The organism is Type-C symbiont of Plautia stali (assembly GCF_059730935.1).
Genome location: NZ_AP035923.1, coordinates 2,616,294 through 2,636,567, shown reverse-complemented (window position 1 = coordinate 2,636,567; position 20,274 = coordinate 2,616,294). Strand labels below are relative to the sequence as shown.

Genomic DNA, 20,274 nt, shown 5'->3' with positions numbered 1-20,274 from the left:
TCAGCCTCAGTAGCGGCGCCGCGCGTTGGCTTCACGTGCCGCCTGCGCTTCTTCCACTGACACCACGCGACGACCTACCGGCCACAGCGCGATAGCGGCGATTTTAAAGTGGGCAATGCCGGTCGGAATACCGATGATGCTCAGACACTGCAGGATGCCGGTCGAGATGTGCATCAGGCACAGCCACCAGCCAAAGAAAATCAGCCAGAACAGGTTGAGGAAGGTGCCGCCGGCGTTCAGCACGTGGCTTTTGCTCTCCGGGCGCAGCACGTCTACGTGAACCGCTTCATTGCCAAACGGCAGCAGGGACAGTTTGGTGATCTCCCAGCAGGAGCGGGTCAGCGGCAGGGTAAAGATCAGCACGATGCTGATCAGCGTGGCCAGCAGCCAGCCGAGAGTGGTGATAAAGCCGCCAAGAACAAAATTCAGAATATTAAGCACGGTGCGCATAACGCGATTTTCCTTTTGCAATCCGCAATATGTGTCGCCCAGTTTAGCGTGTTTTAAGGCTGGAGCGCTAAGGGTCTGACAGGTAAACTGCGCGATAATTGAATTCCACATGACGGTGCGGAGATGGAACTAAAAGCAACATCCATGGGCAAACGGCTGGCACAGCATCCCTATAACCGGGTGCGACTGCTGGCTGCCGGTGTGGAAGTCAGCGGCGATCGCCATGAGTACCTGATCCCGTTTAATCAGATGATCGGTATTACCTGCAAACGCGGCCTGGTGTGGGGCGAGCTGGAGTTTTTGTTACCGGAAGAGAAAGTGGTGCGGTTGCACGGCACCGAGTGGCAGGAAACCCAGCGTTTTTATCATTACCTGCAGCAGGCGTGGCAGCAGTGGAGCCTCGAGATGAGCGAAATCAGCGCGCAGGTGCTGAGCGCGCTGCAGCAGGAGATCGTCGCGTTTACCGGCCAGGATCGCTGGCTGAAGCGCAGCGAGCTGGCTGCAGTAAAAGAGACCATCACGCGCCAGTTTTCCGCCTTACCGCTGCCGCTGGCACGGCTGGAGGAGTTTGATAACTGCCGCACGCTGTGGCGCTTTTGCCAGCAGTGGCTCGAGCAGGGCGAGAGCGCGATTCGGCAGCGCAACCGTGAATGGAGCGCGCGGGTGATCAGCGATAATCACGCCTTCTTCTCCACCGTTGAAACCACGCCGCTCAATCCATCGCAGTGTGAGGCGGTGGTCAACGGTGAAGACGCGCTGCTGGTGCTGGCCGGCGCGGGCAGCGGTAAAACCTCGGTGCTGGTGGCGCGCGCCGGCTGGCTGTTACAGCGCAAACTGGCGCAGCCGGAGCAAATCCTGCTGCTGGCTTTTGGTCGCCAGGCGGCGGAAGAGATGAACGATCGGATCCAGACGCGGCTGGGTGAGAGCGCGATTCAGGCGCGTACGTTCCACGCGCTGGCGCTGCACATCATTCGTGAAGGCAGCAATAAGCAGCCGGTCATCAGCCGGCTGGAAAGTGACAGCAGCGCGCGACGTCAGTTGCTGATCGAAAACTGGCGCGAGCAGTGTAACAGCAAAAAGGCGCAGGCCAGCGGCTGGCGACAGTGGTTGCAGGAAGAGCTGGCGTGGGACGTGCCGGAAGGTCCGTTCTGGCAGGATGACAAACTGGCGCAGCGTCTTGCCGTGCGGCTGGAGCGCTGGCTCGGCCTGATGCGCATGCACGGCGGCGCGCAGGCGGCGATGATTGCCGATGTGCCGGAACCGCTGCGCGACAATTTCACGAAGCGCGTCAGGCTGATGGCACCGCTGCTGAAAGCATGGAAAAGCGCACTGAAAGCCGAGGGCGCGGTGGATTTCTCCGGGCTGATCCACCAGGCAATCGCTGTGCTGGAGAAGGGCCGCTTTATCAGCCCGTGGAAGCACATTCTGGTGGATGAATTCCAGGATATTTCCCCGCAGCGGGCGGCGCTGCTCAGCGCGCTGCGTCAGCAAAATAAGCGCACCAGTTTATTTGCGGTCGGCGATGACTGGCAGGCGATCTATCGCTTTAGCGGCGCGGAGATGAGCCTGACCACCGCGTTTCATCACTATTTTGGCGAAGGCGACCGCTGCGTGCTGGATACCACCTACCGCTTCAACGATCGCATCGGTGACATTGCCAACCGCTTTGTGCAGCAGAATCCGCATCAGCTGCGCAAGCCGCTCAACAGCCTGAGCAAAGGGAACAAGAAATCCATTACGCTGCTGCCGCAGGAGCAACTGGAAGCGCTGCTCGACAAGCTGAGCGGTTACGCGAAGCCGGACGAGCGCGTGCTGCTGCTGGCGCGTTACCATCATCTGCGTCCGGCCATGCTGGATAAAGCCAAAACCCGCTGGCCGAAACTGCGTATTGATTTCATGACCATCCACGCCAGTAAAGGCCAGCAGGCGGATTTTGTCATCGTGCTGGGGCTGCACGAAGGGCGTGACGGTTTTCCGGCGCAGGCGCGCGAGTCGATCATGGAAGAGGGACTGCTACCACAGCCGGAGGATTTTCCGCATGCCGAAGAGCGGCGCCTGGCCTACGTGGCCATCACGCGCGCGCGTCAGCAGGTGTGGCTGATGTTTGATAAAGAGCGGCCTTCCGTGTTTGTTGAACACCTGCGCGAACTGGGCGTTGCGCAGAGCCGGAAGGCCTGAGCCATCAGGCTTTCAGGCGTTCCGTCAGGTAGCGCTGATAATCGGGGATCTGGATGGTCACTTCGCTGGCAAACATCGGCGAATGGACAATGAAATCAGCGGTGGCGCGGTTCGTCGCCACCGGGATATTCCATACGGTGGCGAGGCGCAGCAGCGCTTTGACGTCCGGATCGTGCGGTACTGCATTGAGCGGATCCCAGAAGAAGAACAGCACATCAATTTTACCTTCAGCAATCAGCGCGCCGACCTGCTGATCGCCGCCCATCGGCCCGCTGAGCATGGCATTCACATCCAGTCCGGTGTGACGATTGATCAGGTTGCCGGTGGTGCCGGTGGCATACAGCACGTGAGGTTGCAGCGCATTTTGATTGATTTTTACCCAGTCCAGCAGCGAGGCTTTGCAGTGGTCGTGGGCAACGAGGGCGATGTGTTTCTGAACTTTCAGGGTACGAACGGTCTGCTCCATGGGGCTTCCTGTTTCGGCGCGTGCAAACGTAGTGAAGGCACGAGTTTACCCCTGGCGTTCAGCTGCTATCAACTTGCGCGTAGGGTTTTCACCCAACTGATAAAACGCTGTCGCGTGGCGGCATCAACACGCTGCAGCCAGCGTTGCAGCGCGGGCAAATTACTGGCGTCCTGCCACACCATATCCAGACTGAGACTGGCGTCTGGTACGCTGGCCGCCTGCAGCGCAAAACGCGGCACGCTGGCCGCCTGCGCCGTACGATTGTAGTTGATCATCGCCTGTTCAACATTGCCGCTGCTCTCACCCGGCAACCGATCGCGAATGCTGGCTATTTCATTACCACGCTCATCAATCAGCTGAAAATTTAACGATTTATCAAACAGGCTGCGTTCGCGGCGGTTATTCAGCGCCGGCAGGCGAATCGCTACGGAATGGCCGTCGGCGGTGAAGGTGACGATCATTAGTTCTGAGCGGAAGTGGGTGGCATCGGCGCAGGGTTTATCCACGCGAAACAAAAACTGATGCTGACCGCGCTCCAGCTCAAGGCTGTCCGCGCCTTTCAACAGCGAACCTGAGATTTTGCGCCCATCCAGCACCAGCAGGTCGATCTGCGGATCGAGCTTCAGGGTGATGGCATGGCAGGTTGCCGATACGAGCAGCAACAGCAAACCCGTAACAGCCAGAGACAGCTTCATTTCAACTCCCGGAACAGGGGAAAAAGGGCGATGTGTAGCAAATTATTACATTATGGCAGTTAATTTACATTTTAACATATTTATTCGTGTCGCCGCGCAAACTTTTCGTGCGCTGCGCTTGCACTTTAGCGCGCAATGGCATCTACACTCAGGCGAGTGAACAAGGAGAAAAACATGAACGATCAAACGATTCGCGATGTCCTGACGCAAACCCAACGCATCGCGCTGGTCGGTGCCAGCGATCGCACTGAGCGTGCCAGCTATGGCGTAATGAAATACCTGCTCGATCAGGGTTATGACGTAGTGCCGGTGAGCCCGAAGCTGGCGGGACAGCAGCTGCTGGGCCAGACCGTATATGGCACGCTGGCGGAGATTCCGGGCAAGATCGACATGGTGGATGTGTTCCGCAATTCCGAAGCGGCATGGGGCGTGGCGCAGGAAGCGATTGCTATCGGCGCCAAAACCCTGTGGCTGCAGCTGGGCGTGATCAATGAGCAGGCGGCGGTGCTGGCGCGTGATGCCGGGCTGACGGTGATTATGGATCGCTGCCCGAAGATAGAAATTCCGCGGTTGGGCGTGACGCGTTAAAGACAAACGGCGACGCGCAGTCGCCGTACCCTTAATGCCGCAGGCTGGGCGCCTGCAGCTGCTGGCGGATCGAGGCGGCCAGCTCATCCATGGAGGGCTGTTCCGGATGTTCGAACGAGGTTTCGCCGGCCAGCTGAATCTCAGCGATATAGGTATGCACCTGTTCGCCTTCCTCATCTTCCATCACCACGTGATACCAGGGAGCGGCACGCAGCGATTCCGTCGCGCCAACCTCATCCAGCTGCGGATCGTCCAGCGAATACTCCGGGTCGACATCCACAATCACGCCGAGCACCCCGGAGAGACGGTGCCGGACCTGCTGTCCAATTCCAAATTTACTGGCAATCATTGTGACCTCCCAAAACTTTGCCCTGCCACCGATATGGGGGCAGGGACAGCGTTTTCAAGTCACAGCACGCGACAGGCAAAGCCTTTCAGATAAAGCCCTTCAGGATAGCTGGCTATCACCGGATGGTCGGCTGCCTGACGGAACTGCTCTATAAATTGTACATCACGACCGGCATCAACAGCGGCATCGGCGATAATTTTCTGGAACAGCTCGGTGGCCATCAGCCCGGAACAGGAGAAAGTCAGCAGAATGCCGCCCGGATTCAGCAGCTGCATCGCCAGCATATTGATGTCTTTATAGCCGCGGCAGGCACCCATCAGCTGGTTTTTATTCTCAACGAATTTCGGCGGATCCATGACGATCATGTCGAACTTCTCGCCGCTGTCGCGGTAGCGACGCAGCAGTTTGAACACATCGTCACGCAGGAACTGCGCGCGTGAGACATCCAGCCCGTTAAGCGCCACGTTCTGTTTTGCTACGTCAAGGGCGTCCTGCGAGGTATCCACGCTGATCACTTCCCCGCAGCCGCCAAGCAGGGCAGAGACCGCAAAGCCGCCGGTGTAGGAGAAGCAGTTAAGCACGCGGGCATTTTCTGCATAACGTCGGGTGGCAAAACGGCTGTCGCGCTGATCGAGGTAATAACCGGTCTTGTGACCGCCCTGAATATCCACCAGCAGCTGCATGCCGTGCTCGGTTATCGGCAGCAGCGCAGGCGGCAGCTCACCGCTTACCGGACCCTGCGCCAGCTCCAGTCCCTCTTTCTTGCGCACTGCCACGTCCGAGCGGTCGTAGATGGCGCAGTTGGGATAGCACTGCTGCAGCGCCGAGACGAGAGCCGGACGCTGATACTCCGCCCCGGCCGACAGCAGTTGCAGCACGAGGAAGTTACCGAAGCGATCAATCGTGACGCCCGGCAGTCCATCGGACTCGCCGGCAATCAAACGATAGCTGTCCAGCCCGTCGCGCTGTGCCAGCCAGTCGCGCCACTGCTGGGCTTTTTGCAGCGTGCGCACAAAGAAGGCGATGTCGATTGACTCATCCTGCTGCCAGCTCCAGACGCGCGCGCGAATTTGTGACTGAGGAGAGTAGGCGGCGCGGGCCAGCCATTTGCCGTTGCTGTCACAGATATCAATGGTTTCACCCGACTGGGCTTTACCTTCCATACGGGCAACGGCCCCGGAGAACACCCACGGATGGCGGCGGAGCAGGGATTTTTCACGTCCCTTAGCGAGAATCAATCGAACGGTCATGTTTGCTATGCTTACCTGAAAAAATGAGGCGCCATTTTCCGGTGGATGGCGGCAAAATGCAACGCACAAAGGGGAGATCGCCATGGCGACGACAGGTTACAAAATCTGGGTTCACGGCAGGGTGCAGGGCGTGGGCTTCCGTTATTACACCCAGGCGCAGGCGAACGCACTGGGCGTCACCGGCTATGCGCATAATCTGGCGGATGGCAGCGTGGAGGTCCTGGCGGCGGGAGAAGCGCAGCAGGTGGAGTCACTGATTACGTGGCTGAAGGCGGGCGGACCGCCCAGTGCCCGGGTCGATAAGGTGCTGGTGGAGCCGCATCAGCTGGCGGAGCGGCCGACGCGGTTTACTACCGGATGATCACAGACACTTCGCCGGTTTTGGCAGGCCGGCGATTTTAGTGGCCTGTTTGGCCGGACCTTCCGGGAACAGGCGAAACAGATAGCGGCTGTTGCCTTTCTCTTCGCCATATTTTTGCGCCATGGCTTTGACCAGCATGCGCACCGCCGGCGAGGTATTAAACTGCTGATAAAAATCACGCACAAAGTGCACCACTTCCCAGTGCGCTTCACTCATCTCAATCGCTTCCTGCTGGGCGATGGCCTGCGCCAGCGCTTCACTCCAGTCGGCGCTATTTTTCAGATAGCCTTCCGCGTCAGTGGCAATCTCTTTACCGGCAAAAATCACGTTGTTTCCTCATATCGTCAGCGCGCCCATTGTAAAGGCGGCGGCGGATAAAAAGCAAAAACCCCGCCGGAGCGGGGTTTAACGGTGCGTGCTTTACGTCTTAGTCACGGTTGGCGAAGCCCAGCAGGCTCAGCAGGCTGACAAAGATGTTGTACAGCGAGACATACAGGCTGACGGTGGCGCGAATGTAGTTGGTTTCACCGCCCTGAATGATGTTGCTGGTTTCCCACAAAATGGCACCGGCAGAGAACAGAATAAACAGGGCGCTGATCGCCAGGTGCAGCGCAGGCAGCTGCAGGAAGATATTGGCAACCACAGCCACCAGCAGCACCACAAAGCCGGCCATCATCATGCCGCCAAGGAAAGACATGTCGCGACGCGTGGTCAGGACATAGGCGGAACAGCAGAAGAACACCAGCGCGGTGCCGCCCAGCGCCATGGCGATAACATCACCCATACCGGCGGTGAGGAACGAGCTGAGAATCGGACCGAGGCAGTAACCGAGGAAGCCGGTGAAGGCAAACGCGGCCAGAATACCCGCCGGGCTGTTCGCCAGGCGATAGGTCAGGAACATCAGCCCGTAAAAGCCCACCAGCATCAGAATCAGTCCCGGCGAGGGCAGGGCGTAAACGGTGCTGAGTGTGGCGGTGACGGCGGAAAACGCCAGCGTCAGGCCAAGTAAGAAATAAGTATTGCGCAGCACTTTATGGGTGCTGAGTAGCGACTGCTGCTGTGACGAGCTAATTATTCTGTCCATCATGCGCTCCTGTTAGAGAGAGAACACCAAATATGGCCTGAGAATACGCAACGGTCAGAGGACAGAAAAGGCGTTTTACCCATCTTTACGCGATAAATTGCTGTTTCACTGAGCAGAATGACGATTAAGACGGCAAAAAAATCATTTTTGACTGTTTTTCAGGCGAACGAATCATCGGATGCTTTACATCGTTCGGGGGGATGTTTATAGTGCGCCTCATTGCGGAGGGGTGGCCGAGCGGCTTAAGGCAGCGGTCTTGAAAACCGCCGATGGGAAACCATCCGAGAGTTCGAATCTCTCCTCCTCCGCCACTTCACACTCTCGCAGTGTGAGGTGACAAAAAGATTTCAGGAGGGATGGCCGAGTGGCTTAAGGCAGCGGTCTTGAAAACCGCCGATGGGAAACCATCCCAGAGTTCGAATCTCTGTTCCTCCGCCATATAAGAGAAGCCCGCAGCGATGCGGGCTTTTCGCTTTTCTGCTTTCCATCCTTCTGAAAAACATCCTGAAGCTTTTCAATCTGCTGCCGTAACCCGACGGCCAGCGCGTTTACTGCTATAGTCGATGCACGGTTTTTGCAAACATCTGGCGATTTTCTCAGGCAAGCTGGGTTACACTGTGCGGTAATTCGCTCTTTGGCGAGCTAATCGCTTGAATGCCAGAGTGTTTCCCTGATGAATTATGGAATAGGCACAATGATCAAGAAACTGAGTCTTTGCGCGCTGTCAGTGATCGCGGCGCTGCCGATGGGTATGAGCGCTTACGCCGCAGATGGCGACATGCAACTGCAGCAGGTCCTGATGCTGAGTCGTCACAACCTGCGTGCTCCGCTGGCCAACAACGGCAGCGTGCTGGAGCAGGCGACGAAAAAAAGCTGGCCGCAGTGGGATGTGCCCGGCGGTGAGCTGACCACCAAAGGCGGCGTGCTGGAAGTCTACATGGGTAACTACACCCGTCAGTGGCTGGCCCAGCAGGGGCTGGTACAGAACGGCACCTGTCCGGACAGCAGCAACATCTTTGTCTATGCCAACAGCCTGCAGCGCACCGTTGCGACGGCGCAGTATTTCGTCACCGGTGCTTTCCCGGGCTGCGATATCGCTGTCACCCATCAGGATGCGATGGGCACTATGGACCCGATCTTCAATCCGGTAATCACCGATGGCAGCGAAGCGTTTAACAAGAAAGCGCTGGCGGCGATGACCGCAGCCAATGAGAAGCTGGCGCTGAAGCCGGCCTTCCAGCGGCTGGAAAAAATCGTGGATTACAAATCAGCTCCGGCCTGTAACGGCAAGAAACAGTGCGACCTGAGCAGCGGCGACAACACCTTCAGCGCGGAAAACGGCAAAGAGCCCGGCGTCAATGGCCCGCTGAAAGTGGGTAACTCGCTGGTCGACGCCTTCACGCTGCAATATTACGAAGGTTTCCCGGCGGATCAGGTTGCCTGGGGACAAATCAAAACGCCTGAACAGTGGAAAGAGCTGGCGGCGATCAAGAATGGCTATCAGGATGCGCTGTTTACCGCGCCGGAAGTGGCGCGTGACGTTGCCGCACCGCTGGTGGATTACATCCGCAGCCAGCTGGTCGATCAGGATAAAGCCACCGCGCCAAAAGTCACGCTGATGGTCGGACACGATTCGAATATCGCGTCATTGCTGAGCGCGCTGCAGGTTAAGCCATACGAGCTGCCGGGTAACGACGAGAAAACCCCGATTGGCGGCCAGGTAGTGTTTGAACGCTGGCACGATGCGAAGAACAATAAAGATCTGCTGAAAGTGGAGTATGTCTATCAGACGGCGGATCAGCTGCGTAATGCCGATGTGCTGAGCCTGAAGAACCCACCGAAGCGCGTTACACTGCAGCTGGCGGGGTGTGACACTGACGCCAACGGCTACTGCAGCTGGGATCAGTTCATCAGCGCGCTGAACAACGCGCTGCAGGGTACACCGCTGCAGCCAGCCGCACCGGCACCGGTCGCACAGCCTGCTGCCGCGCCGGCAGCCAGCGATGACGCACAGGCCAAAGCGGATCAGGCCAGCGCAGATAAAGCGGCGGCTGATAAAGCTGCAGCACAGAAAGCCGCTGACGCCAAAGCCGCCGAGGAAAAAGTGAAGGCGGACAAGGCCGCGGCGCAAAAAGCGGCGGACGACAAAGCCAGAGCTGAGAAGGCCAGCGCTCAGAAGGCCGCAGAGGAGAAGGCGAAAGCCGATGCCGCAGCGGCGCAGAAAGCCCAGGCTGAGGCAGCGCCGGCGAAGCCGGAGGCGGACGCGAAACCTGCGCAACAGCCGGCAGCGGCCAGCAACTAAAACGCCAGCAGGGTCGCCATGCGTGGCGACCCTGCTGTGTTGTTACTGGCTGCGCATTGACGCGCACCGCAGTCAATCGAATAAAACCACCGTTCAGTTCAACGGTGGTTTTATGCCGTTTAACCGGCTACTACGACCAGTTTCTGGTTAGCAAACTCCTTCAGCCCGAGATCGGACAGTTCACGGCCATAGCCGGAACGCTTCACGCCGCCGAACGGCAGCTCAGCCGCGGTATCGCTCTGCGAATTGATAAATACCATGCCGGTCTCAATCTGCGAAGCCATGTTGCGCCCGCGCGCAATGTCCCGCGTCCACACGGAACCGCCCAAACCGTAGTGCGAATCGTTAGCCAGCGCTACGGCAGCACGGTCGTCCGCCACCACATACACCTGCGCCACCGGGCCGAAAAACTCCTGATAATAAGCCGGGTTATCCGGCGTCAGGCCGGTCAGGATGGTTGGCTGGTAGTAGCAACCGACGCCGTCGATTACGCGTCCGCCGCACTCCACGCGTGCGCCATGCGCCACCGCCTCGTCCACCTGTTTCACCAGCCGGTCACGTGCATCCTGTGACGACAGCGGCCCCAGCGTGGTTTTTTCATCTAACGGATCGCCGGGCGTCGCGGATTGCAGCGCCGCGCTAAACTTAGCCATAAAGTGATCGGCAATCTTTTCATGCAGAATAAAGCGCTTGGCCGCAGTACATACCTGACCGCAGTTGCTGAGCCGCGCCTGCGCCCCCTGGCGCACCGCTTCATCAATATCGGCATCGTCCAGCACCACAAACACATCGTTACCACCTAGTTCTAGCGTGGATTTTTTCAGGTGCTTACCGGCCTGCTCAGCCACCGCGCTGCCGGCGCGCTCTGAACCGGTGAGCGCCACACCCTGCACGCGCGGATCGGCAATCAGATCGGCCACCTGCTGGTTAGAGATAAACAGATTGGTCCACGCGCCCTGCGGCGCGCCGGCTTCCAGCACCAGCTTTTCAAACACGTCGGCACAGTGCGGCACAATGTTGGCATGTTTCGCCAGCACCGGGTTGCCCAGTGCCAGGTTCGGTGCCAGCACGCGCATCAGCTGATAATACGGGAAATTCCACGGCTCGACGGCCACTACCACGCCAATCGGATGGTACTCGAGCCAGGCATCACCGACATCGCTGGGATAGGGCTGTGCCTGCAACAGCCTTGCCGCGTGTTCGGCATAATAGCGCGCGATGCTGGCGCAGATTTTCACTTCGCCGCGGCTCTGGCCAATCAGCTTACCCATCTCTTTGCTGGCAATGGTGGCCAGCTCTTCGCTGCGCTGGTCGATCAACTCTGCCAGACGCTGCAGCACCTGCAGACGCGGCTGAATATCGCCTTTGCTCCATGGCGAATGGTAGAGTGCATCGGCGGTGTGCAGCGCCTGCTGCGCGTAGCTGTCATCGTGTGATGGCCAGGTTTTCAGCAGCTGATTGTTGGCCGGATTAATGCTTTGATAGGCTGACATAAAGGCTCCCTGACGGCTAAAAATGAGAAGGCGGGACATGCCCGCCTGTGCTTCAGATGTTTTTACGTTCGACCGGCTTATCGTCCCACGTCAGGACGTCCTGGTCGGTTTTCTCAAACGCGCGGAATAACACCTCATCGCTGCCTTGCTGGCGCCAGATCTCTTCGGCAAGCCGTTCGTCATAATTCGCCACTTCGAAAATTGCTTCAGCTATTTCCGGTGAAGTGTGACGTAAGGTCGCCCATTCGCCCACGTGGTGAGCTTTAAACTGTTCTGTTGCCATAACTCTCTCCTGTTGGGAATTTATCCTTTCAGTTTTACCGCCAGACCGGCGACGTATTGGCCCTGATAACGGGCAATTTCCAGTTCTTCCGCCGAGGGCTGGCGCGATCCGTCACCGCCCGCCAGCGTGGTTGCGCCATACGGCGTACCGCCACGCACCTGCGAAATATCAAACAACTCTTTGGTGCCGTAGCCGATGGGCACAATCACCATGCCGTGATGTGCCAGGGTGGTCCACACCGAGGTGATAGTCTGCTCCTGACCGCCGCCGGTGCCGGTAGACGCAAACACGCTGGCAATCTTGCCGTACAGCGCGCCAGAGGCCCACAGGCCGCCGGTGCGGTCCCAGAAATTACGCATCTGACCGGACATATTGCCGAAGCGCGTCGGGGTGCCGACGATGATGGCATCGTACTGCGGCAGGTCGTCCGGTTTGGCTTCCGCCGCCGGCTGATTAACCTTCCCGCCGACCTGAGCAAACCGTTCGGCATCCATACTTTCCGGCACGCGCAGAATGGTGACTTCGGCACCGCTCACGCTCTTCGCACCGTCCGCCACTGCGTTAGCCATGGTTTCTATATGTCCATACATGGAGTAATAAAGCACCAGAATTTTTGCTTTAACACGATCTTGATGTTGCATATTCCTATCTCTCCAATGATGGTACCTTCATGAAGCGTAGCACATAAAATTAATGGTCTCTTACATGCATTGAATCATCCGGACTAACGTCTTAGCTAACGTTTTGCAAACGCAAAAAAATATGGATTTTAATATTAGCGCGACGCTATGAAGTTAAAGGCAGTAACTAAGCACTGTTAGGGTGAAGATAATCCATTTTTTCCAGAAGTATAAAATCATCAGCAGTAACCGAGACCATCTCGCTGGAAGTTGAATTATTTTTATTCGTTATGAATGTTATTGTATACAAATATTAACAATACTTGCTTTATTATCGCCTGCTAATTGTTGTCAGTATTAATAATTCCGGAGTTAAATAATAGGAGTGCTTCGATAGATAATTCTTTCCCTGCCTTGCTTTTTATAACTCCTGATCCACCTGCTAAGGGTTTTATTGGGTTTTATTGAGGTGGGGTACAAGATGATTTTTTCTTGGAAAGGATGTTGCGGCAAGGTTGATTTATTTTATTTGAAAATTTAGTGGATCAAAATCGCGTGATTGCGCAGGCAATAGTTGTGGCTATTGGTTATGGTTTCTGTTAATTATTTAAAACTGCGCGGCTAAGATGCCGCGCTAATTTAAAAGGCGTTTTTTGATTTAATCTATAACGTCATTAATCATTCGAATTGAGTGCTTGCCTCTTGCTGAGTAATTGGATCAATATATTTATCAAGTGGCTTCATAATATCAAAACACTCCTGGCCAGAAGTATAGTATTCATGGCTATCCCAGCTATCAATATTGCTGTTTTCATCTAATAGATTGCTCAACTTTATTTCACCTTCATTACAATCCTCATTTGTTAGTTGCTCCAAGTTTTCATTGGTGAAGATGTTCTCATTATTGTCTACGATAATGTCATTTGCATTAAGAGTTAAGTTTTTCAATTTTAATCCAAGATCGTCACTTTCAATTTTTAGAGCCGCTTCAGTAGTGTTGATTTCGGGAGATATTTGTGTAGTTTCATTTAAAGCAATGTCAATGTTATTTAACCCAGTGTAAGATAAAGTTTCATCCACTGAGCTATGATACGAGGTTTTCCCTATTTCAATATTATCTATCCAGACGCCCGACACATTTAACTCAAGGCTGACCTTTGAGAAAGTCATGCCGTAAGGAACGGTTGCTGTTATTTTTTGGGTGATCCCCCCGCTAGGAGTTAATATTTGTCTGTCAACTTCGATCCCGTTTTTATCGTAAAAAATAACCGTAAATTGTTCTATGTTGTTGAAATCGCCTGCATCAAATGATATGTAATCGCTATTCCCGTCTGGCAACTCGATTTCAATTTTAGTACCAGCGGAGAGAGTCAGTGCCATTGTCGGTGAAGGTAAATCCCAGCCTGCTCTTCCTTTAAAAAAACCACCTCCATTACCTGGGTTGATGACTTTTAGATCAAATCCAGAGAAATTGAACACCTGATTGGCGGTGAAAGCTCCGGCTGGTTGTTTTTCAAAGTTTTCAGTATGTGAAATTCCAAAGTCTTTATTCAGTTTCAACCCATTAGAGGTATTTCCAACGCTATCAATAATTTTGACATCCAGGACGTCAAAATTACCGTGCTCCGATGAGGGCCAGTCAAGGACGACTTCATTAGCATCCAGGTCGCTTTGTTTGAGAATGTAGTTATGGTCCTGACCATCTATATTCATTACGATGCGATCGCCCACTTGATAGCTGCTACCATCAAATTCAACTCTCAGGTTTTGTCCATCCCACTCAATATTGGATGCGGCGTCAGGTACAACCGTATCAACGTTGACGCTGATTGGCGCAGTTCTGGCCGTATTACCGGCATTATCCTGATAAGTGACCTGGAAATCGTAACTCCCGTCTGAAAGATCCTTCTCGGGTTGCCATGTCCAGTTACCGGATTGAGAAACTTTAAGCGAGCCGACGACAATCCCATTCTGATAAATATGCATTAGCGTTCCAGCTTCGCCTGTTCCACTTATCTGTGGTCGCTTATCGTTAGTGGTACTGCCGGACCAGATCTTTGTAACGTCAACGCTACTAGCAACAATAGGTGATGCTGAAGGTAATATAGTATCAACTGTTAATACAAAGGTATTAGAAACTCCAGATTGATTGCCCGCAACATCGACAGCTATCACTGTGAGCATGTGTTTGCCCTCGCTGAAGCGCTGTCCGGCGGGGTACTGCCAGGCCCAGTCGCCGGCCTCATCCGCGGTGACGCTGGCAATCGCGACCCCGCCGTCGTAGATGGTCACGAGGCTGCCGGCCTCGGCACGGCCGCTCATAGCCGGACGACTGTCATTTGTAAGGCCAGCGTCATCCGCCGGTAGTGGACCATTAACTCCACCAGAGACGGCATCAATAACCGTACTAATAATAGGCTGGGCGATAACGGTGTCCACGGTGATGATGAAGGGGTCGGAGCCGGCGGAGAGGTTGCCGGCGGCGTCCACGGCCCTGACCGTGAGCGTGTGTTCGCCCTCGCTGAAGCGCTGTCCGGCGGGGTACTGCCAGGCCCAGTTGCCGGCCTCATCCGCGGTGACGCTGGCGATCGCGACCCCGCCGTCGTAGATGGTCACGAGGCTGCCGGCCTCGGCCCGGCCGGAGAGGAGCGGGCGGGCGTCGTTGGTCAGCCCGGTGCCGTCGGCGGGCAGGGGGCCGCTGACGCCGCCGGCGGCGGCGTCGGTGACGCTGGCGATAGCGGGCTGGGCGATAACGGTGTCCACGGTGATGACGAAGGGATCGGAGCCGGCGGAGAGGTTGCCGGCGGCGTCCACGGCCCTGACCGTGAGCGTGTGTTCGCCCTCGCTGAAGCGCTGTCCGGCGGGGTACTGCCAGGCCCAGTCGCCGGCCTCATCCGCGGTGACGCTGGCGATCGCGACCCCGCCGTCGTAGATGGTCACGAGGCTGCCGGCCTCGGCCCGGCCGGACAGGAGCGGGCGGGCGTCGTTTGTAAGACCTACACCATCTTTAGAAAGAAAGCCCTCTGCACCACCTTCTACTGCATCAAACATGGTTTCAATTTGTGGTTTTAATATCTGAGTATCGACTGTAAAGTTAAAAGGCAAGGAGGGGATACTCATATTACCTGCCGGGTCGAACGCGCACATAATAAATTTGTATGGGCCGTCTATTAGAAATGTGTCTGGTTGCCATGACCATTTACCATCTACAGATACTATCACAGATCCAATATTTGTACCATTCAGCGTAAAGTCAATTCGCGTGCCGGGCTCGGCTGTGCCTGAGAATATCGGGCGGTTATCATCAGTGATGCCTCCGTTGGCTATAACGCCTTTATTTACCCCCGTACTATCAATCGCCTGGGTGAGTATAGGCTGCTCCGGTGCAATCAGATCAATATTAAGTTTAAATGGATTTGAAATGTCGCTAACAATACCCTTTACAGAAGTAGCTGTTGCATAGAAATTATGTGAGCCATGAGAAAGAGCAAAATCAGGCATCAAAGACCAGCTACCATCTTCTGCAACAATAGTTGAACCAACAACGATTCCGTCGGCATATAAAGTAATTAATTCACCTGGCTGGCTCAAATGCCCTTCAAATCGTGGTTGAGCGTCATCTGTAACGTTATTACTTTCAAGCATGCCAGTATGGGAACCAACGTTATCAACAGCCTGTATTATAATTGGTGCTGAAGGAGTTGCCTCATCTGGACCACTGTGTTGATTTTGCATAACACGAATTAGCCCACCAATACCAAGTAATCCGGCAAAAGCACTCATCGCCTTCCATGCACTACTGGTTGGTCCAGGTGGTGATGAGGGGGGGGGATTATCACTTAAGCTACTTAAATAAACATAAGCCTCATCGCCTTCATCCAGTTCGGTTGGTTTTTCTTCATTGGCATTAATGATTAAATTATGTACAAATCCATCTTCTCCAATACCTTGCAAGCGTGCTTCATTACTATAGTAATCATATATGATTAAGAGTGGCTCTTCATCGCCAGATAAAGACAGTTGAAGGTTTTTTCCGATGCGCTTTATTAAAAGTTTTCCGGGTTTACCACTCAACTGCGCTTCTGAAATAACTATACGCTGACCATGAGTTGCATTGATGTACATAGTTCCCTTACCCGGCGTCAAGACTAGCGGCTTAGAGGATTTGGTATCAACTGTATTGGTAACTGTTAAGACAGACTGAGACATAAAAGAATTCCTGTGTGAAGTAATAGCTTATCTGAAGAAATGCGGTAATTATCGAATAGTTTCAAAGGGAAAAATGCCAGAAATGTCTTGGAAAATTTCTAAAACACATATTTTTTCACAGCGTTCGAACCACTCGTGTCAGGTTCCACTCGCTAATCTTAGGACTTGTTGCTTAAGTTAAGAGAGCATCGTCTGACGAATGAGTATTAGTGGCTAACCAATCCAACGCACCTCTCTGATTGTTCATGCAAGGGCGTCACAACTTTGTCGATGCTTAAGGTATCGTTAAAAATTTATTAATAGTAAAGAATCTGCCGTAGTCAGAAAACACTTTCCAATTAAAGAGTTTATGTGAAAATAATAATGGCGAATAATTTACATGCATATGCTAATGCCTATATCACATGGCCTATAATTCCAATTAAATTGTTGTTCCTACAAGAAATACGATCCGAGTGGTAATTAGGTATAATTATCTTGAATGATCATGTGCATTAATTTTGATGCTTTAGGAATTTATGCGATGAGAACCTGGAGGGTGGTACTTTCATTCAGTAATCCAAAATAGATGAAGGTGCCTGAGGTTTAACTGCATTATGGGTGTAAACTATACTCTTTCGATTTCCATAGTGTTTTGTAAGTGCGTCTATAGAGCGAGGTAACACATTGATTTTTCTGTTTTTTTCAAGAATGTAAATGCCTATATCAATTATATTTCAGAGTTATTGTTCAGCCAGGCCGAAAAGGGGAAAAGAAAAAAATAATTTACTTTAAAACTCAGGGGGTAATAAATGGGTGGAATGCTTTTTCGCATGTTGATGGAGGGTGACTTAATTTTTTTTGCCTGGTTTCATTAGTTCTTAATGAATTGAAGTAAATCATGTTAGTCATTTGAATGTTTTTAAAAGCTATTTATTGTTTTTATTCGGGTGAGAAATTATATGATCATATAGTAAAGTGTGAAATACTGAAAAGGTGTTATTAAAATTCCTATTCTATTTAATTAACTGAGATTTTAAAATCTTAGGGAGAATTTCTATCCTCATGAATTTATCTCTTTTATGGAATTTCAATGACTCTAATTTATCAGTTAATATTCAACGATTTATTGATAATCAACAGAAAGAAGTATAGAAGAGGCTGCGCGCTATGCTGGTCAGCCATTGAACAGTCATGGATATCGCGCTGCGACTTCTGCCACTAACCGCTTGTTTTTCAGCTGAATATCTCGCCATAAAAACGATGCTAAGCGGTTTATCTGTTGCAAAGTATGAATATGTGCCTGATTGTGCGTATCCATTGGCTATGCTTTAAGCGGGTGTGGCGAAATATTACGCACCTGACCTGACACTGTTTGCGCAGTGAAATGTCTTCACCACCTATGCTCAATACCTGGAGGAAATGATGGCTCAACATCGTGGAGGATCAGGCAACTTCGCGGAAGATCGCGAAAGGGCCGCGGAAGCGGGTCGTAAAGGCGGTAAAAACAGCGGCGGGAATTTCAGAAATGATCCGCAGCGTGCTGCCGAAGCAGGTGAAAAGGGGGGACGCAGCCGCGCGAAAAAATAGTGCGTCTGTGACGGTATCCCCGGCCGCCGGGTACGCCCGGCGGTTACAATGATTGCAATTTGCCCGGCTAATCAGCAAAAATGTGCGCCAGTCCTCTATTCTGGTGCGTTATGTCTGCTTCCACTTCCCGCCTCAGCCTGCGTATTACGCGTCAGGAGCTGGTACTTATTTTTATCACTATGGTCTGGGGTGGCACCTTTCTGGTGGTGCATCGCGCCATGGCGCATTCGGGGCCGTTCTTTTTTGTCGGGCTGCGTTTCGCTACCGCCTCGCTGCTGCTGGCCTTTTTCTTTCGCCGCTATTTGCGTCACATTACCTGGCTGGAAATCAAAGCGGGTGCGCTGATTGGCGTGGCGATTGCCGGCGGTTACGGATTGCAAACCTGGGGTATGCAAACCATTTCCAGCAGCCAGTCGGCGTTTCTGACGGCACTTTACGTGCCGGTGGTGCCGCTGTTGCAATGGCTGTTTCTGCGCCGGCCGCCGGGCCTGATGGCGTGGCTGGGCATTTTGCTGGCGTTCACCGGTCTGGTGCTGGTGGCGGGTCCGCAGGATGGCAGCCTGACGCTGAATGCCGGTGAGATCGCCACGCTGCTCAGCACCCTCGCCATTGCCGCCGAGATCATTCTTATCAGCCGCTACGCCGGGCAGGTCGATGTGCGCCGCGTAACGCTGGTACAGCTGCTGGTGGCTTCGGCCTGCGCCTTCGTGCTGATGCTGCCCAACGGCGAATCTTTACCCACGCTATCGGCGCCGCTGTTGTTCAGCGCGCTGGGCCTCGGCGCGGCCAGCGCGCTGATTCAGGTCACCATGAACTGGGCGCAGCGCAGCGTCTCGCCGACGCGCGCCACAGTGATTTATGCCGGCGAGCCGGTGTGGGCCGGTGTGGTCGGACGTATTGCCGGCGAACGGTTACCGGCCGCGGCGCTGCTGGGCGGCGCACTGATTGTCTGCGGGGTGATTGTCAGTGAACTGCGCCTGCGGCGCAAAAAAGCGGTGCCGGAGCAGGCACCGCAGAAGCCTTAAGGCTGCGGGCGCGCCGCCGGCTGGGTCAGCGCGGCACCGCGCCGCTGCAGAATGGCGTTGAGGATGATGGCACCGAAGGTGGCCGTGCCGATGCCGCCGAGGGTAAAGCTGCCAATCTTCAGCGCAAAATCCCCGGCACCGAGCACCAGCGTGGTCGCCACCATAATCAGATTGCTGTTCTGGCTAAAATCGACATGGTTTTGCACCCAGATACGTGCGCCGGCCACGGCGATTAAGCCAAACACCACAATTGAAGCGCCGCCAATCACCGGGCCGGGAATGGTGTGGATGAGCGCGCCGAACTTAGGCGAAAAGCCCAGCACCAGCGCAATCAGCGCCGCAGCGACAAACGCCAGCGTGGAGTAGACTTTGGTCACCGCCATCACGCCAATGTTTTCGGCATAGGTGGTGACGCCGCTGCCGCCGATGGAGCCGGACAGCATGGTTGCCAGGCCGTCGCCGACGAACGCGCGTCCCATCCACGGATCGAGATTACGCCCGGTCATGCCCGCCACCGCTTTAATATGGCCGAGGTTCTCTGCCACCAGAATAATCGCCACCGGTGCGATCATCACGATTGCCTGCATATCAAATACCGGCGCGGTGGTGTGCGGCAGACCAAACCACGCGGCGCTGGCCACGCGGCTGAAATCCACCGGCTTGCCGAAGCCCATCACATTGGTCAGCAGGGCGTACAGCGCCCAGGCGACAATCAGTCCGACCAGAATCAGCAGCCGCTGCACCATGCCGCGGGTGAACACCGCCACCAGCCCGATGCACAGCACCGTCATCACCGCCATCCAGCTATCAAACATCGAGGCGGAGACGCTGTGCACCGCAATCGGTGCCAGATTAAGGCCGATGGCCATCACTACCGCACCGGTGACCACCGGTGGCATCAGCCGTTCAATCCAGCCGGTACCGACTTTCATCACCACCAGGCCAATCAGCGTGTAGAGCGCGCCGCAGGCAATAACGCCGCCCAGCGCCAGCGCCAGGTTGGGATTGAGCCCCTGACCGTTGAAGCCGGTAATGGCGATCACCACGCCGACAAACGCGGCGCTCGATCCGAGATAACTCGGCACGCGACCACCGGTAATGACAAAGAACAGCAGGGTGCCGATACCGGAAACCAGAATCGCCAGATTGGGGTCCAGCCCCATTAGCAGCGGCATCAGCACCGTTGCGCCAAACATTGCTACCGCATGCTGCAGGCCCAGCACGAACGTCTGCCCGAGCGGCAGGGTTTCGTCGGGGGCAATCAGCCCGTTATCGCTCATGGCTGACTTTTTCTGCCAGCGGGGGAACCAGGAACTCGCCATCGTCTTCTCCAGGGTAGTGGTCGAACCGGG

General features: G+C 54.6%; 18 protein-coding genes and 2 tRNA genes. 8 read left to right on the top strand and 12 right to left on the bottom strand.

Translation table 11 applies throughout. The annotated features are described in order from the left end of the window. Positions 1 to 6: 6 nt before the first annotated feature. A complete protein-coding gene (locus AC6I7J_RS12490) occupies positions 7 to 450 on the bottom strand; it encodes a YccF domain-containing protein (RefSeq protein ID WP_021508303.1) in 444 nt (147 codons plus the stop codon). A gap of 123 nt (positions 451 to 573) precedes the next feature. On the opposite strand from AC6I7J_RS12490, the gene helD reads away from it, so the two are divergent. Beyond that, positions 574 to 2,628, top strand: a complete 2,055-nt coding sequence (gene helD / locus AC6I7J_RS12485; RefSeq protein ID WP_498005813.1) for a DNA helicase IV — start codon at positions 574 to 576, stop codon at positions 2,626 to 2,628. 4 nt (positions 2,629 to 2,632) lie between these two features. Here helD and AC6I7J_RS12480 read toward each other — a convergent pair whose 3' ends face one another. Together AC6I7J_RS12480 and AC6I7J_RS12475 are read right to left on the bottom strand one after the other, a co-directional pair. After that, positions 2,633 to 3,094 carry a methylglyoxal synthase gene (locus tag AC6I7J_RS12480; RefSeq protein WP_264239582.1) on the bottom strand — a complete coding sequence of 154 codons (462 nt, stop codon included), beginning with the start codon at positions 3,092 to 3,094 and terminating at the stop codon, positions 2,633 to 2,635. Between the two features lie 68 nt (positions 3,095 to 3,162). Next, entirely contained in the window at positions 3,163 to 3,789 is a 627-nt protein-coding gene (locus AC6I7J_RS12475; RefSeq protein ID WP_278707042.1) for a YccT family protein, read from the bottom strand. Between the two features lie 174 nt (positions 3,790 to 3,963). On the opposite strand from AC6I7J_RS12475, the gene AC6I7J_RS12470 reads away from it, so the two are divergent. Further along, positions 3,964 to 4,377, top strand: coding sequence for a CoA-binding protein (locus AC6I7J_RS12470; RefSeq protein WP_021508299.1), 414 nt, complete (start codon positions 3,964 to 3,966; stop codon positions 4,375 to 4,377). A gap of 31 nt (positions 4,378 to 4,408) precedes the next feature. Here the strand turns inward: AC6I7J_RS12470 and hspQ are convergent, their stop codons facing one another. Continuing rightward, a complete protein-coding gene (gene hspQ / locus AC6I7J_RS12465) occupies positions 4,409 to 4,726 on the bottom strand; it encodes a heat shock protein HspQ (protein ID WP_021508298.1) in 318 nt (105 codons plus the stop codon). 59 nt (positions 4,727 to 4,785) lie between these two features. Continuing rightward, entirely contained in the window at positions 4,786 to 5,976 is a 1,191-nt protein-coding gene (rlmI, locus tag AC6I7J_RS12460) for a 23S rRNA (cytosine(1962)-C(5))-methyltransferase RlmI (protein ID WP_132465277.1), read from the bottom strand. Between the two features lie 82 nt (positions 5,977 to 6,058). On the opposite strand from rlmI, the gene yccX reads away from it, so the two are divergent. Beyond that, positions 6,059 to 6,337, top strand: a complete 279-nt coding sequence (yccX, locus tag AC6I7J_RS12455; RefSeq protein ID WP_058780790.1) for an acylphosphatase — start codon at positions 6,059 to 6,061, stop codon at positions 6,335 to 6,337. Here yccX and tusE read toward each other — a convergent pair whose 3' ends face one another. Next, entirely contained in the window at positions 6,338 to 6,664 is a 327-nt protein-coding gene (gene tusE / locus AC6I7J_RS12450; protein WP_010616552.1) for a sulfurtransferase TusE, read from the bottom strand. Between the two features lie 100 nt (positions 6,665 to 6,764). Continuing rightward, positions 6,765 to 7,421, bottom strand: coding sequence for an FtsH protease modulator YccA (gene yccA, locus AC6I7J_RS12445; protein WP_021508295.1), 657 nt, complete (start codon positions 7,419 to 7,421; stop codon positions 6,765 to 6,767). 223 nt (positions 7,422 to 7,644) lie between these two features. On the opposite strand from yccA, the gene AC6I7J_RS12440 reads away from it, so the two are divergent. The 3 genes from AC6I7J_RS12440 (at position 7,645) to agp (ending at position 9,723) form a co-directional block, all read left to right on the top strand. Continuing rightward, positions 7,645 to 7,732 (top strand) — tRNA-Ser (locus AC6I7J_RS12440). A 39-nt stretch (positions 7,733 to 7,771) separates the two neighbouring features. Then, positions 7,772 to 7,859, top strand: a tRNA-Ser gene (locus AC6I7J_RS12435). Between the two features lie 256 nt (positions 7,860 to 8,115). Then, a complete protein-coding gene (agp, locus tag AC6I7J_RS12430; RefSeq protein WP_498005809.1) occupies positions 8,116 to 9,723 on the top strand; it encodes a bifunctional glucose-1-phosphatase/inositol phosphatase in 1,608 nt (535 codons plus the stop codon). A 119-nt stretch (positions 9,724 to 9,842) separates the two neighbouring features. On the opposite strand, the gene AC6I7J_RS12425 is transcribed toward agp, so the two are convergent. The 4 genes from AC6I7J_RS12425 to AC6I7J_RS12410 form a co-directional block, all read right to left on the bottom strand. Further along, a complete protein-coding gene (locus tag AC6I7J_RS12425) occupies positions 9,843 to 11,216 on the bottom strand; it encodes an NAD-dependent succinate-semialdehyde dehydrogenase (RefSeq protein ID WP_260641284.1) in 1,374 nt (457 codons plus the stop codon). Positions 11,217 to 11,268: 52 nt separating this feature from the next. Further along, entirely contained in the window at positions 11,269 to 11,499 is a 231-nt protein-coding gene (locus AC6I7J_RS12420; protein ID WP_021508292.1) for a YccJ family protein, read from the bottom strand. A gap of 20 nt (positions 11,500 to 11,519) precedes the next feature. Further along, positions 11,520 to 12,140 carry an NAD(P)H:quinone oxidoreductase gene (gene wrbA / locus AC6I7J_RS12415; protein ID WP_498005807.1) on the bottom strand — a complete coding sequence of 207 codons (621 nt, stop codon included), beginning with the start codon at positions 12,138 to 12,140 and terminating at the stop codon, positions 11,520 to 11,522. A 657-nt stretch (positions 12,141 to 12,797) separates the two neighbouring features. Beyond that, positions 12,798 to 16,328 (bottom strand): Ig-like domain-containing protein, encoded by a 3,531-nt coding sequence (locus AC6I7J_RS12410; protein WP_498005805.1) that lies wholly within the window; start codon positions 16,326 to 16,328, stop codon positions 12,798 to 12,800. Between the two features lie 1,404 nt (positions 16,329 to 17,732). Between AC6I7J_RS12410 and AC6I7J_RS12405 the strand changes: the two genes are divergently transcribed. Continuing rightward, positions 17,733 to 17,897, top strand: a complete 165-nt coding sequence (locus tag AC6I7J_RS12405) for a con-10 family general stress protein (protein ID WP_010616548.1) — start codon at positions 17,733 to 17,735, stop codon at positions 17,895 to 17,897. Between the two features lie 110 nt (positions 17,898 to 18,007). Continuing rightward, complete coding sequence (locus AC6I7J_RS12400) at positions 18,008 to 18,922, top strand: DMT family transporter (protein WP_021508290.1); 915 nt, start codon at positions 18,008 to 18,010, stop codon at positions 18,920 to 18,922. Here AC6I7J_RS12400 and rutG read toward each other — a convergent pair. Then, positions 18,919 to 20,244: a pyrimidine utilization transport protein G gene (rutG, locus tag AC6I7J_RS12395; RefSeq protein ID WP_021508289.1), complete on the bottom strand. Its 1,326-nt coding sequence runs from the start codon at positions 20,242 to 20,244 to the stop codon at positions 18,919 to 18,921. The two genes, AC6I7J_RS12400 and rutG, sit on opposite strands and share 4 nt — an antisense overlap. Between the last annotated feature and the right edge of the window lie 30 nt (positions 20,245 to 20,274).

What these genes read in the sequence shown, in the direction of transcription:
- AC6I7J_RS12490 (WP_021508303.1), bottom strand. Translation starts at nt 450, where the DNA reads ATGCGCACCGTGCTTAATATTCTGAATTTTGTTCTTGGCGGCTTTATC.
- helD (WP_498005813.1), top strand. Translation starts at nt 574, where the DNA reads ATGGAACTAAAAGCAACATCCATGGGCAAACGGCTGGCACAGCATCCC.
- AC6I7J_RS12480 (WP_264239582.1), bottom strand. Translation starts at nt 3,094, where the DNA reads ATGGAGCAGACCGTTCGTACCCTGAAAGTTCAGAAACACATCGCCCTC.
- AC6I7J_RS12475 (WP_278707042.1), bottom strand. Translation starts at nt 3,789, where the DNA reads ATGAAGCTGTCTCTGGCTGTTACGGGTTTGCTGTTGCTGCTCGTATCG.
- AC6I7J_RS12470 (WP_021508299.1), top strand. Translation starts at nt 3,964, where the DNA reads ATGAACGATCAAACGATTCGCGATGTCCTGACGCAAACCCAACGCATC.
- hspQ (WP_021508298.1), bottom strand. Translation starts at nt 4,726, where the DNA reads ATGATTGCCAGTAAATTTGGAATTGGACAGCAGGTCCGGCACCGTCTC.
- rlmI (WP_132465277.1), bottom strand. Translation starts at nt 5,976, where the DNA reads ATGACCGTTCGATTGATTCTCGCTAAGGGACGTGAAAAATCCCTGCTC.
- yccX (WP_058780790.1), top strand. Translation starts at nt 6,059, where the DNA reads ATGGCGACGACAGGTTACAAAATCTGGGTTCACGGCAGGGTGCAGGGC.
- yccA (WP_021508295.1), bottom strand. Translation starts at nt 7,421, where the DNA reads ATGGACAGAATAATTAGCTCGTCACAGCAGCAGTCGCTACTCAGCACC.
- agp (WP_498005809.1), top strand. Translation starts at nt 8,116, where the DNA reads ATGATCAAGAAACTGAGTCTTTGCGCGCTGTCAGTGATCGCGGCGCTG.
- AC6I7J_RS12425 (WP_260641284.1), bottom strand. Translation starts at nt 11,216, where the DNA reads ATGTCAGCCTATCAAAGCATTAATCCGGCCAACAATCAGCTGCTGAAA.
- AC6I7J_RS12420 (WP_021508292.1), bottom strand. Translation starts at nt 11,499, where the DNA reads ATGGCAACAGAACAGTTTAAAGCTCACCACGTGGGCGAATGGGCGACC.
- wrbA (WP_498005807.1), bottom strand. Translation starts at nt 12,140, where the DNA reads ATGCAACATCAAGATCGTGTTAAAGCAAAAATTCTGGTGCTTTATTAC.
- AC6I7J_RS12410 (WP_498005805.1), bottom strand. Translation starts at nt 16,328, where the DNA reads ATGTCTCAGTCTGTCTTAACAGTTACCAATACAGTTGATACCAAATCC.
- AC6I7J_RS12405 (WP_010616548.1), top strand. Translation starts at nt 17,733, where the DNA reads ATGGCTCAACATCGTGGAGGATCAGGCAACTTCGCGGAAGATCGCGAA.
- AC6I7J_RS12400 (WP_021508290.1), top strand. Translation starts at nt 18,008, where the DNA reads ATGTCTGCTTCCACTTCCCGCCTCAGCCTGCGTATTACGCGTCAGGAG.
- rutG (WP_021508289.1), bottom strand. Translation starts at nt 20,244, where the DNA reads ATGGCGAGTTCCTGGTTCCCCCGCTGGCAGAAAAAGTCAGCCATGAGC.